Annotated in this window: 10 protein-coding genes; 5 read left to right on the plus strand and 5 right to left on the minus strand. The window is 59.7% G+C overall.

The genetic code is table 11. The annotated features are described in order from the left end of the window. Positions 1 to 12 precede the first annotated feature (12 nt). Both ACWICV_RS07680 and ACWICV_RS07685 read left to right on the plus strand, forming a co-directional pair. Entirely contained in the window at positions 13 to 894 is an 882-nt protein-coding gene (locus ACWICV_RS07680) for an ABC transporter ATP-binding protein (protein WP_402473503.1), read from the plus strand. Then, positions 891 to 2,063, plus strand: a complete 1,173-nt coding sequence (locus ACWICV_RS07685) for an ABC transporter permease (RefSeq protein WP_359192582.1) — start codon at positions 891 to 893, stop codon at positions 2,061 to 2,063. Before ACWICV_RS07680 ends, ACWICV_RS07685 begins: the two co-directional genes overlap by 4 nt. A 60-nt stretch (positions 2,064 to 2,123) precedes the next feature. Here the strand turns inward: ACWICV_RS07685 and ACWICV_RS07690 are convergent, their stop codons facing one another. From ACWICV_RS07690 to ACWICV_RS07705, 4 genes are all read right to left on the minus strand, one after another. Beyond that, complete coding sequence (locus tag ACWICV_RS07690) at positions 2,124 to 3,596, minus strand: amidase (protein WP_402473504.1); 1,473 nt, start codon at positions 3,594 to 3,596, stop codon at positions 2,124 to 2,126. After that, positions 3,593 to 4,876, minus strand: a complete 1,284-nt coding sequence (locus tag ACWICV_RS07695; RefSeq protein ID WP_454090530.1) for a M20 family metallo-hydrolase — start codon at positions 4,874 to 4,876, stop codon at positions 3,593 to 3,595. The genes ACWICV_RS07690 and ACWICV_RS07695 overlap by 4 nt, the downstream gene beginning before the upstream one ends. A 37-nt stretch (positions 4,877 to 4,913) precedes the next feature. Then, positions 4,914 to 6,260, minus strand: a complete 1,347-nt coding sequence (locus ACWICV_RS07700) for an MFS transporter (protein ID WP_359192590.1) — start codon at positions 6,258 to 6,260, stop codon at positions 4,914 to 4,916. 162 nt (positions 6,261 to 6,422) lie between these two features. Next, the gene (locus ACWICV_RS07705; RefSeq protein ID WP_400343791.1) at positions 6,423 to 7,331 is read right to left on the minus strand and encodes a LysR family transcriptional regulator; all 909 of its coding nucleotides are present in this window, start codon (positions 7,329 to 7,331) and stop codon (positions 6,423 to 6,425) included. Positions 7,332 to 7,425: 94 nt separating this feature from the next. On the opposite strand from ACWICV_RS07705, the gene ACWICV_RS07710 reads away from it, so the two are divergent. Together ACWICV_RS07710 and ACWICV_RS07715 are read left to right on the plus strand one after the other, a co-directional pair. Further along, positions 7,426 to 7,572, plus strand: coding sequence for a hypothetical protein (locus ACWICV_RS07710; RefSeq protein WP_454090529.1), 147 nt, complete (start codon positions 7,426 to 7,428; stop codon positions 7,570 to 7,572). 12 nt (positions 7,573 to 7,584) lie between these two features. Continuing rightward, positions 7,585 to 8,025, plus strand: a complete 441-nt coding sequence (locus tag ACWICV_RS07715) for a hypothetical protein (protein WP_454090528.1) — start codon at positions 7,585 to 7,587, stop codon at positions 8,023 to 8,025. A 73-nt stretch (positions 8,026 to 8,098) separates the two neighbouring features. Here the strand turns inward: ACWICV_RS07715 and ACWICV_RS07720 are convergent, their stop codons facing one another. Then, the gene (locus tag ACWICV_RS07720) at positions 8,099 to 11,617 is read right to left on the minus strand and encodes a proline dehydrogenase family protein (RefSeq protein WP_454090527.1); all 3,519 of its coding nucleotides are present in this window, start codon (positions 11,615 to 11,617) and stop codon (positions 8,099 to 8,101) included. A 233-nt stretch (positions 11,618 to 11,850) separates the two neighbouring features. Here ACWICV_RS07720 and ACWICV_RS07725 point away from each other — a divergent pair, with 233 nt between their 5' ends. Beyond that, a complete protein-coding gene (locus ACWICV_RS07725; protein ID WP_454090526.1) occupies positions 11,851 to 12,813 on the plus strand; it encodes a LysR family transcriptional regulator in 963 nt (320 codons plus the stop codon). The last annotated feature ends 65 nt before the right edge of the window (positions 12,814 to 12,878 follow it).

Here is a 12,878-nt window from a genome sequence, read left to right on the forward strand (position 1 = left end):
GCAGAGGAAAACATGCTTGAGCTAAACCATGTGTCACGGTCATTTGCACAGAATTTGGTGCTCGATGACATCAGCTTCACCGTACCTGGCGGCGCGCTCACCGGATTCGTCGGTGCCAACGGTGCCGGCAAGACCACCACCATGCGCATCATCATGGGATTGCTCAGCGCCGATTCCGGTTCTGTTTCGCTCAACGGCCAACCGCTCAATGGAGCCACCCGCCCCAACTTCGGCTACATGCCCGAGGAACGCGGCCTGTATCCCAAGCAGCCGGTCATAGACCAGCTGGTCTACCTCGGACAGCTCCATGGCCTGTCCCGCTCCGGAGCACGCAAACGGGCCATGGAACTGCTGGCCCGTTTCGGATTGGCTGACCGCGCCAAGTCGAAACTCGAATCCCTGTCCCTGGGCAACCAGCAACGCGTTCAAGTCACCGCAGCACTGCTGCACGAACCCGACGTGCTCATCCTCGACGAACCTTTCAGCGGACTTGACCCGATCGCGGTGGACGCAATGAGCTCCATCCTGCGCGACTACGCAGCGCGCGGCGTGCCGGTCCTCTTCTCTTCGCATCAGCTGGATCTGCTCGATGTGCTGGTGGATCATCTGGTGATCATCCAGGGCGGCAGGATCCTGGCCAATTCATCGGCAGCCGGGCTCCGTGCGACGCAGGCCTCCCGGCACCGGTTGTCCCTGGGCTCCGACACGGGCTGGCTGCGCAATGAACCGGGGGTCACCGTTATCGATATTTCAGGCCATGACGCATTGGTGAATTTCGATTCCGAAGCCGATGCCCAACGCGTGCTCGCCACCGCCATGAGCCGCGGGCCCGTCGCAGAGTTCGCGGTCCATCGCCCTTCGCTGGCCGACATCTACCGGGAGATCATCAAGTGAACACCACTACGGCTCCATGGCTCATTGTCGCCTTGCGCGAAGTCGAAACCAAGCTGCGCGACAAAGCTTTCATCATCAGCACCATCGTGACCTTGCTATTCATCATCGGATCGGTCGCCGTTACCGGATTCCTCGCCAATCGCACGTCGAATTTCGCCGTGGCTGCCACCGACGATGCCAGTTTCCGGGTGCTGGAGCAGGTGATCCAGGATCGCCCCGAAGACGTGGAATTGAGCATTTCCAGGCTCGCTCCTGAACAGGCGGAGCAGCAGCTATCCGCTGAGCGGCTGAACGCGACCTTGTCCGGTTCGGCCGATGCGCAGGAATTCACGCTGACCGGTTTCAACGCGGTCGACCAAGAGCTCAGTTCCCTGGTCCGCGAGGCAATGAAAACCGTGAAGACCGATCAGCTGCTGGCCGAGGCCGGACTGGAATCAGCTGGCCTGCCCGATAACGAGGACCTCATTCTCGATCAGCTCCATGGCGATTCCGAACGGGCCGCGATGGCCAGTGCCATGGCGCTGGTCTTCTCATTCCTCTTCTACATGGCCGCATTCCTCTTCGGCATGCCCATCGCCAACTCGGTCATCGAGGAGAAGCAGAACCGCGTGGTCGAGATCCTGGCCAGCACCATCCGGCTGCGCCAGCTGCTGGCAGGAAAAATCATCGGGAATGTCGTTCTCGCAATGATCCAGCTCCTGGCCTTCCTCAGCATTGGCTTGCTGGCTGCCTACATTTCCCCGATCCAGATCCCGTTCCTCGGAGTTGTCACCCAGGTGGCCGGGTGGTTCGTGGTGTTCTTCTTCGGCGGTTTCCTGCTTCTGGCCGGGATCTGGGCAGCGTTGGGCTCCTTGGCTACCCGTACCGAGGATCTGCAGCAATCCAGCGGGCCCGTGGTGGGCCTCCTGATGGCGGTGCTGTTTATCGGGTTGTATGCCAAGGGCAGCTTCCTGGTGGTCGCTTCGTACATTCCTATCGTCTCCTCGGCGGCGATGCCTAGCCGCCTGCTCTCCGGCGAGGTAGCTTTCTGGGAGCCGATTCTTTCGCTGGCAATTCTCCTGGCTGCCTGCTGGCTCGTGCTGCTGTTTGCCGAGAAGATCTACGGCAGGGCAGTGATGCACACCGGTGGGGCGCTGACCTTGCGCAAGGCACTGAAACTCGAGGTCTGAGCCTGCAAGAATAGGCGGGGTCCAGTCCATTCTGGACTGGTCCCCGCATATTCCCTGATGTTAACCGGTCGGTGTTCCTGCCAGTGCTGGGTATGGATTACCACTGGTAAACTGGATGACTCGTTCCATAGCGAGCGCAGCCTGGAATACGGTCCTTTCATCCCATGGCTGACCGACAATCTGCAGTCCAATCGGAACGTTGGCCTCACCCACACCGCACGGAAGATTCATCACCGGTCGATGATTGGCGATGTTGAAAGGACTGGTCATATGGCCCTCCCAATAGTGCTTAAGCTTCCGTCCTGCCACGCTGATCCCGTCCAGGTAGTCTCCGTCGGCCTGCAGCCAATCGACTGCGTTCGTCGGGCAAAGCAAGACATCCACGCCTGACATAGCCGTGTTCAATTGCTGATTGAACAGTGCGTCCAAGCGAAGGGAATCGACCAATGACACTGATTCCGCCTGAGCCAGCGCGTCGGCAATGAATTGATCGGTATAAGCAGCTCTCGGATTTTTAGAGTTCCCGATGATCTGGGTCATCGCCGGGGCAAGAATTTGTCCGAAATGGGCGAAGCTTGTTTCCCTGACCTGGTCTGTTGTCCAGGGCAGGTCGACTTCCACAATATTCGCGCCCAGATCCCGCAGCCGCTGGATCGTCGAGGCGAACGCTGCGGCAACCATTTGGCTTACGGGGTAATTGCCCAGCTCCAGGGAGACCCCGATCTTCAAGTCGGCGAGAGACGCTTCTTCAAATTCTTGGCTGGGATTTGTCGATCCCCAAGAGTTCGAATCAGCCGGGTGCGTACCGCTGATGATTGATGACATAAGCAGAACATCCGCGACGGTTCGTCCCATCGGCCCATCGCCGCGGTAACGATCAGCGGCCAATTCCCCAGCCCCGGGGATCCTTCCGTATGGGGCCTTGTACCCAACGGTTCCGGTGAAGGCAGCCGGAATTCGAGTTGATCCTGCAATGTCCGAGGCGGTAGCCAACGTGGTAAATCCGGCTGCCAACGCTGCACCCGATCCCCCGGAGGATCCGCCCGGTGACATTTGGGGGTTCCAAGGGTTGCGGGTAACTCCCCAGATAGGAGAGTGCGTTACAGTGGCGCAGCTGAACTCAGGACTCGTCGCTCGGCCGTGGATAATGGCTCCGGCAGTTCGGAGCCGTTCGATGATCGGATGGTCGACCTCGGCAACAGACTGTTTCTGCGAGAGCAGTCCCATCGAAAGGCTGTGCCCGGCTAGCCCGTGTTTTTCCTTCGCGACGACACTGATGCCTAACAATGCCGGCAACTGCTGCACTTCATTTGCGCGACGGGCTTTGGCGTACGCCTCCGTGTTTCTGGCAGCTTCAGCATATGCTTCGGTTTCCATCGTCTCGGTCAGCGCGTTGATTCTTTCGACCCCACGGTCCCTGTCGGCATTGATCAATTCAAACTGGGCTTCAAGGACCTCTGCAGGAGAGATTTCTCCACTGCGGAAAGCTGATAACTGCTCTGTTGCGCTGAGGAAGGCTAGATCATCCATCATGCGGAAATCCCATGGATTGCTTTGCTCTCGTTGCCAGCCAACGCTGCATTCTCATCTAGGGCGCCAAAGATCATTTCCCAGCCAATCTCAGTGAGGACTTCCAACCCGTGGATCATGTCCTCGTCAGTAGAGAATTCTCGTTCGCAATGGCTGACGCCGTCGATTGAGGGAATGAAGAGCATGACCGTCGGCACCATTCGGTTCATCGCTACCGAGTCATGCCCAGCCATCGTGCGTATACGACGAACGCTCTTGCCCAGATTGGCGGTTATTTTCTCGATTAATTCAAGGCCAGACTCGGGATAGTACTGAATCTCGCGCACGTCGAAATCATTGACGTTGATCCGAATGTCGTGTTCACGGGCAATCTCCGCAATATGCCCAATTAGAATTTGTCGCGCTCGCAATACGTCCGTTTTCATCTCGGCGCGAAGGTCAGCAACCAAGTGCACCCGACGAGCTACGACAATCGGAGAATTCGGTTCCAACGTCATTTGCCCGACCGACGACACGATGCTGCCCTCAGCAAAGTGTCCTACGACGTCGTGGACTTTCAGTATCACCTTGCTCGCAGCGACAAGTGCGTCATGACGATCGGCCATGGCCGTTGCACCGGTATGGGATTGTTCCCCAAGCACTTCGACGTCCAGCTTCTGCGTGTGCCAGGAAAAATCGACAGCTCCGATGTTGATCGACTCTCGTTCCAGGATGCGTCCCTGTTCGATGTGGATCTCCGCGTAGCCTGCCACTTCAGGACGTTGATCGTGGCCGAGGTATCCAAGAGATTCCAGGGCTTCTGCGACGCTGATCCCCGCCAAATCCCGGGTTTGCAGCATCTGTTGTTCGTCCATGGAGCCCTCGAACACAGAAGAGCCCATGATGGACGGGGCGAACCGGCCGCCTTCTTCATTGAACCAATTGGCTACCCCTATGTTGAAGGCCGGCTGCTGTAATTCCGCTTTCAACCTTGACTCAATGGCTTTGGCAGCATGCAGGCCTGCGAGGACACCGTAGGCACCATCGAAGCGTCCACCCAGTGGTTGCGAATCCATATGCGATCCCAGCAGTATGTAGGGGGCCCCTGGCGTAAGTTCGATCAATGCAAACATGTTGCCGATAGTGTCGACGCGAAGTTCCCAGCCGTGGTTCCTGGTGAATCGCGCGAACCAATCTCGACTGAGTTTGTCCTCGGGTGTGGCTGCTTGCCGGTCGACACCGTTTTTATCCGTTGCGCCGAATTCGGCAACGTGGTGGAAGTCAACGAGAAATTCGTTGTGCATGGTGAATTCCTTTCTGTGAAGTTAGAGTACGGCGCTTTTACTGGCCGGTGGCTGGCGAAGACTTGGCATAAAGCGGATGGGTTTCCGGCACTGGGGTGAAGACCAGCAGACACAGCACGATAAGTGCGGCTGTGGCCATGTACACGCCTGGGATCATCGCAATACCGGTGCCCGAGACCAGCCACGTCCCGACGAATGGAGCAGTGCCGCCAAAGATTGCGTAGGCAACGTTGTAGCTGATGGCTGAGGAAGTGTACCGAGTTCTGGTGGTGAATATTTCCACGAAGAAGGTGTAGCAACCGCCGCCATAAATACACATGGGAACCACGAAGAGCAGTTGCCCTATGATTGCCAAGGCGAGTGAACCGCTGGTTACCAGCATGAAGCATGGAATGCTGAGTATCATCAGCGCTGCGGAACCTGCGATGAGCATCGGCTTGCGTCCGAAGCGGTCGCTGAACCGTCCGCCAATAGGAAGCAGGATCGCGTAGCTGGCCATGGCTACGGCATTTGCCACTAGCGACATTTCCAGGCTCAGGTTTCCGGTTACCTGGACATAGGAAACGAAGTATCCGGAGAGGAAGTAGAACCCCATGGCTGTCAGCGCCATGACGAAGATGACCTGAAGCATCCGGAGCTTGTTCTCTGCGAACGTCTGGCGCAAAGGGCTGTACTCCTTGTGCTCGTTTTTCTTGAGCACCTGCTGGAATGCTTCCGACTCTTCGGTCTTGGAGCGAATCCAAAGGCCGAAGAGTGCGAGCGGGAGGGCGAGCAGGAATGGTATACGCCAGCCATAGGATGCAAAATCTTCGGAGTCCATCGTCGTGGACAGCACCAGGATCAGGGTTCCACCTATCACCGACGGCAATGCTGTAGCTGCCAGAGTGATGTTCAGCCAGAAGCCTCGTCTATCAATTGGCGCATGTTCGAAGACGAAGGCAGGTGCACCGACAGATTCGCCGCCGGCCGAGAATCCCTGGACGAGTCGGCACAACACCAGAAGTGCTGGAGCCAGAGCTCCAATTTGCGCGAAGGTCGGCAACAGTCCGATAGCGAATGTTGCCAGTCCGATAGTCATCAAGGTGATGAACAAGACCTTACGGCGACCGAGTTTGTCTCCCAGCACGCCGAAGAACATTCCGCCAAGCGGCCGGACGAAGAAGGCGACACCGAACGTCGCGAACGTCGCGAGCAGGCCTGCCAGCGGGCTGTCTGATGGGAAGAAGAGTGCGGACAGCGTGACTGCCGATAACCCGTAGAGCGTGAAGTCGTAGAATTCGATGAACTGTCCGATGCTGCCACCGGCCAGCACACGACGCTTCTGTTTCATGTCGGATTTCGTCGTAGACGGCACCGCGCCGGCATCAATGCTATTCAGGGTCACGAGTCTGCCTTCTTTCGGGCTAAGCTCCGCCGAATTCTCAGGAAGCTGCTGTGGAAGGAGCGGACGAGCAGTCCGGCCTCTTAGTACTCAACCATCTGTGATCCACGTCATGTCGTCCAACGCAAAAGTTTTATTGGCGTGATCGCTAAAAACGATCAGAAGTTACCCGTCGTTCAGGATCTCGCCCGCAAGGTCTGCGAACGCCCGTGCTTTCCGCGTCATCTGCATCTCCTTCGGATAGGCGACCACAATTGAAATGGGAATGACCGGATCACTGATTTGCAGGGGCACTACGGCTTTGCCGGTGTAGGTCAGGTCATGCGACAAACGCCGGTTCAGAACCGAATATCCCAACCCCATGGCCACGTAGGAACGGACGGTCTCGTATCCTGAAACCCAATGGGCCACATTGGGTTGGAGTCCCAACGAGGAGAAGAGCTTGAGAAAGTACTCTCTTGAATGTTCTTGATCGAGCAGAACTAGCGGCTCGTCAACGAGGTCCTCTAGCGATACAGTTCCGTTGCCTTGCGCCAGCGGATGTTCTTGGGCCACGATGACGTGCGCACCTAACCGGTCTACCTGCTCCATCGAGAATTCTGCTCCGACGCCGAGGTCATACATGAGTGCTATTTCGCATTCGCCCTTGCGCAAGGCATCTAGAACTTGTTGTTGCTCGCCTTCGATAAATTGCAATTCGATACCGGGGAATGCGGATTTGAATGCTGCGAACAACCTCGGTGCAACGAAGGGTGCCAACGGCGCGAAAATTCCGACGCGCAGTCTTCCGCTAAGTTCATGGCTCGCTCCGCTCAATGACGAGTGCAAGATCTCCGCATTTTCCAAAAGGTTCCGGGCACCTGCCACAAGTCGCTTCCCGTCCTCGGACAGGTTCAACGCACGGTTTGGTAACCGCAGGAACAGCTGCACGCCTAAATCGCGTTCCAAATGGTTGATCGCGGCAGACAATGTCGATTGCGAGACATTCAAGGACGCTGCTGCGGCACGCATGTTTTCGAACCGCGCAACTTCAATGAAATACCGCAACTGGATCAGAGTGAATGAACGCGCCATGCAAGTCATCCTAGCCCTGTATTGGCCTACTAATCGGTACTCCATTAGGGTGAAACCAAGTCGATGCACAGCCAGTTTCATTAGACTTGGCTAAGTGAGCGAAGAAAAACCACTGTTGCATCTGCCGGCCCGCCTGATCATTGTTTGGCTGGTGCTGATCGCCGGCATCACCGGATCCACGCTGCTGTCCACCGCCGACTATGTCACCGGCGGCAGCCTGCTCTCCCTGATCGCCTTGTGAGTGATCAGGCTCGTGGCCATCGGCAGCTTCTGGTTGCTCGAAGCGCGCAAGGACACCAAGGTCTTCGCGATGCTGCTGGTCCTGCTGTCGCTGGTCCTGGACATCTTGCTGAAGCTGCCGGTACTGGACACCGTGGAATATGGCGATTGGTTCCTGGTCTCCGCGCTGGATCTGCAAGGAATGTACACCGGCTACTTCACCGTCTGGGGCCTGCTCCTGCCGGTGCTTTCGCTAGTTGGCTGGTTCGTCCTGCGTCCCCGCAAGCTCGCTGGCTGGATCGTCGGCCTGCTCTCCGCGGTGGGCCTGGGATTTGCGGCCCTGTCCGTGGCTGGTTCGGCCAGCGGATCCGTACTCGCTTTTACCCTGGTGACCTTGGCGCGCTACATTCTTCCGGCGATCCTCTCCGCCACCGCGGATCTTCTGGTCGCCAAGTACAAGGTACGCAAGAAGTAAAGAGCATCCGGCATAAAGCAGTGGCCAGCATCCAAATAAATGGATGCTGGCCACTGCTTTATGCGCTTGCCTGCTAGATCAGCGAATCACTGAGGTGATTCGGGGTGCCGAAGCGGTGAGCGGTGATGGATACGGCCTGCTCATGCAGGAACGGAAGCATCTCCACCCGTCCGGCAGCGGTCACCGGCGATGCGTAGATGGCCACATCCGGCTTGCCGTTGGCTGCCTCGGCGACAGCCTTCATCGAGCCGCCGATCAGGCGGATGCGGGCAGCGGACTCCGGACCGGTCTTCGCAGCCAGCTTCGCAGCACGGGCGGCGAATGCCGCAGCGTCTTCGCGCACCACGGTGACCGAGTTCTCGGCCAACAGGTTGCGCACGCCCAACGGCAGCTGCACGTCAGCGGAGAAGATCACGCGGGAACCTGCGGTGACACCGGCGGCAATGACGCGCAGCGCCTCGGCCAGTCCGTGGCCGCTGGTGGCTTCTTCGAAGCGCACGGTCACGTCAACGGCGCGGTACCGGAAGATGTTGCGTTCGGCGACCAGACCCGAGCGGTCCTTGGCCTGCTTGAACTCGTTGTTCCACCACAGCTTGTCGCTGGCCAGTGCCGAGCCCAGCCACTGCGCCTGCTCCGAATCCAGTTCTGCGGTGTTCAGCAGGCGCTCGTCGAATGCCGAGAGCGCTGCGCCCTGCTTGGCTGGGGCATCCACCCAGGAGCCCATGCCGATCAGGTAGTTCGGACCGCCGGCCTTGGTGCCTGCGCCGATGGCCGACTTCTTCCAGCCGCCAAATGGCTGGCGCTGCACGATGGCACCGGTGATGCCGCGGTTGGCGTAGATGTTGCCCGCCTGGATGTTCTCCAGCCAGTAGCCCATCTCTGCCGAATCCAGCGAATGCAGGCCCGAGGTCAGGCCGTAGTCCACCTCGTTGACGATCTCCACGGCTTCTTCCAGGGTCTTGGCGGTCATCACGCCGAGAATCGGGCCGAAGTATTCGGTCTTGTGGTATTCGCTGCCGCGGGCCACATCGTAGCGCACGCCCGGCGAATAGAGCTTGCCCGAGTCATCGAGCTGTTTCGGCTCAATGGCCCAACGCTCTCCGGCGCCCAGGGTGGTCAGGCCGCGCTTGAGCTTTTCGCCCGGCTCGCCGATCAATGGACCCATCTGGGATTCGGGGTTCCACGGGTAGCCGACCTTCAGCGACTTCACCGCATCGATCAGCTGGTTGTTGAAGCGGCGGGATTCAGCCACCGAGCCCACCAGCACCACCAGCGAAGCTGCCGAGCACTTCTGGCCGGCATGGCCGAAGGCCGACTGCACGACGTCGCGCGCAGCCAGATCCAGGTCGGCGTTCGGGGTGACGATGATGGCATTCTTGCCGGAGGTCTCGGCCAGCAGCGGCAGGTCCTTGCGGAAGGAGCGGAACAGTTCCGCGGTTTCGTAGCCGCCGGTGAGGATCAGGCGGTCCACGCGCTCATCGGAGACCAGCTGCTGGCCCAGGGAGCGATCGCCCACGAAGACCAGCTGCAGCACGTCCTTGGGCACGCCGGCATCCCACAGGCATTGCACCATGACAGCGCCCACGCGGGCGGCCTGGCTGGCAGGCTTGATGATCACCGAGGAACCGGCGGCCAGCGCCGAGAGGGTGGAACCGGCTGGGATCGCCATCGGGAAGTTCCATGGCGGGGTGACCACGGTCAGCTTCGACGGGACGAACTTCGCGCCATCCACGGCATCCAGTTCGCGGCCCAGTTCCGCGTAGTAGTGCGCGAAGTCGATGGCCTCGGAAATTTCCACATCGCCCTGGTCAATGGTCTTGCCGCATTCGGAGCCCAGGACTTCGAGCAAGGTGGCGCGGCGCTCCTCGAAGAGCAGGCCGGCACGGTGCAGGATCTGCGCGCGCTGGGCCGAGCCCAGCTGCTGCCAGCCGGCGGCGGCATCCACGCCCATGGCGATGGACTCGTCGAGTTCGCCGGCGCTGTTCAGGGTGTTGTTCTTGACCAGTTCCTTGCCCAGCGGCGATTCCTGCATCTTGGCCAGGATCTCGCGTCCCCAGGCACGGTTCTGGTTCAGGTCCGGGTCGGTATCCGGGGTGTTGAAGAATTCGGTGGAGCCATCGGCGAAACCGGCCACGCGGGTGCTCAGCGCCGGATCCTGGATCTGGCGGTTCTGCACGCGGTGCGGGGCAGGGACCACATTGGACATGGCTTCCAGGGAAGCGAGGAAGCGGTTCTTCTCGCGTTCGAACAAGGCCTCGTTCTTGGCCAGCTCGAAGACTGCGGACATGAAGTTCTCCTGGCTGGCGCCCTCTTCGAGGCGGCGGATCAGGTAGGCGATGGCCACGTCGAATTCCTGCGGGTGCACCACCGGGGTGTAGAGCAGCAGCGAGCCGACGTCCTTGCGCACCGCTTCGGCCTGGCCGGTAGCCATGCCCAGCAGCATTTCGAATTCGATGCCGTCGGTGGCATTGCGCGACTTGGCCAGCAGCCAAGCCAGTGCAACGTCAAAGAGGTTGTGCCCGGCGATGCCGATGCGGATGTTCTTCACGTGTTCGGGGCGCAGCGCGTATTCCAGCACGGACTTGTAGCTGGTGTCGGAGTCCTGCTTGGTGTGCCAGGTGGCCAGCGGCCAGCCGTGGATGTCGGCTTCCATGGTTTCCATTGGCAAGTTGGCGCCCTTGACCACGCGGACCTTTATGGGTGCGCCGCCTTCGGCCACGCGGGCCGCGGAGAATTCCTGGAGCTGGATCATTGCACCCAGGGCATCTGGCAGGTAGGCCTGCAGCACGATGCCGGCGGGCAGGTCCTTGAATTCCGGCTTGGAAAGGATCTTGGTGAAGACCGCGATGGTCAGCTCCAGGTCCTTGTACTCTTCCATGTCCAGGTTGATGAATTTCTTCTTCGGGCTGTTGGCAGCCAGCTCGTACAGCGGCTGCAGCTTTTCCACGATGTGCTCCACGGCTTCGTCGAACGCCCAGTGGTTATGCGGGGCGACGGTCGAGGAGACCTTGATCGACACGTAGTCCACGTCGTTGCGTTCCAGCAGCTTGGTGGTGCCATCCAGGCGGCGGGCCGCTTCGCCTTCGCCGAGGATGGCCTCGCCGAGCAGGTTGACGTTCAGGTCCACGCCCTCGCGCTTGATCTTGGAGATCGCTCCGCCCAGCTTGGCATCCGAGGCGTCAATGATCAGGTGGCCTACCATCTCGCGCAAGACCTTGCGGGCGATGGGAACTACTACCTGCGGCACGACTGGGGCCATGGCGCCGCCTACTGCGACGGCCTTGCGCATGTACCAGGGCAGGAAGCTTGGCACCATGGGAGCCAGCGCCTTGAGGTTGGCTGCTGCGACCTTCAGGTCTTCGGGGCGGATCACGCCATCGACGAAGCCTACGGTGAAGTCCAGGCCCTTGGGGTCCTTGAGCACACCGGCCAGACGGGCAGCGGCAGCATCTACAGGGTATTCGGAAGCTTCGGTGAGCCAGCGGCGCACCAGCTTGATGACGTCGTCAGCGAGTTCGGCCGGCGAGGTGAGCGGGTTGCCGTCGGCATCTAGTGCGGCTGGCACTACGTGCTGGGTGGAGGTGAAAGACACTGGTGGTCCCTTCGATGCAATTCGTACTTGTGGTTCGGCACCGAACGCTGATGTCGTTATGGCTAATCCGGTGGTCTGCTGTTGCCAGAGAACCGCCAAGAAAAGCTGTGTGCAAGATCGAGTATGAACCTATATTGTCTTAAGCAAAAGTGAACAAAGCCGAAGATGTTCGTTCGGTTTTGCCGAAGTATTTGGACTCCGTGAGCCCCTATTAACTGAATGGCGGGAAAACCGTGCTTGAACTGAGAAGATTGCGCTTGCTTCGCGAATTGCATATCCGCGGAACCATTGCCGAGGTGGCCGACGCGCTGAGCTACTCCCCCTCCTCGGTATCGCAGCAGCTGAGCCAGTTGGAAACCGAAAGCGGAGTGGAGCTGCTGCGGCGCACCGGACGCACCCTCAAGCTCACTCCGCAGGCCCAGATCCTGGTGGCCCACACCGAAGAGCTGCTCGATTCCATGGAACGTGCCGAAGCGGACCTGTCCGCGGCCATGTCCACGGTGTCCGGAACCGTCCGGCTAGCGGTTTTCCAGACGGCCATGCTCCGGCTCATGCCGCCAGTACTGCGCGAACTGCGCACCAGGCACCCCAATCTGCGGGTGGAAATGAGCCAGCAGGAACCAGCCGACGCGCTGAATGAAACCAGCAGCCGAAGTTTCGATTTGGTGGTCGCGGAGCAGTACTCGGGACATTCCGCGCCGCACTACGACAACCTCGATCGGCGTGTTCTGACTCACGATCCGATCCGCCTGGCCTTGCCGGCACGAGGCGCGGCCGGAAATGCAGAATTCGACCGGGTGCACACCTTGGAGCATGCCAACTCCCTGCCCTGGGTGGTGGAACCCGCGGGTGCCGCCAGCCGGCACTGGGCCCTGCAGGCTTGCCGGCTTGCAGGGTTCGAGCCGGACCTGCGCTACGAAACCGCTGATTTGCAGGCTCACGTGCAGTTAGTCGCTTCGGGCAACGCCGTGGCGATGCTCCCAGAGCTGGTCCTGCGCGACCAGCGCAGCAGCCTGCGCACGGTGGATCTTCCCGGCACTCCGGAGCGCACCATCTTCACCGCCATGCGGCATTCCTCCACCCAGTCCCCGGCCATCCGCGCGGTGCGCAAATCGCTGCACGCGCAGCCCGGAATGAGTGATGCAAGCAACTCCGCGATTTTGGCTACCCCTGCAGACTTCGATACGGTCGACTAGATAACAGAATGATCACAGACCAAATGGCACCCGGCGACAAACCGGAGAATTAGTGCCATAGTGGT

Source organism: Glutamicibacter sp. NPDC055354 (assembly GCF_053644955.1).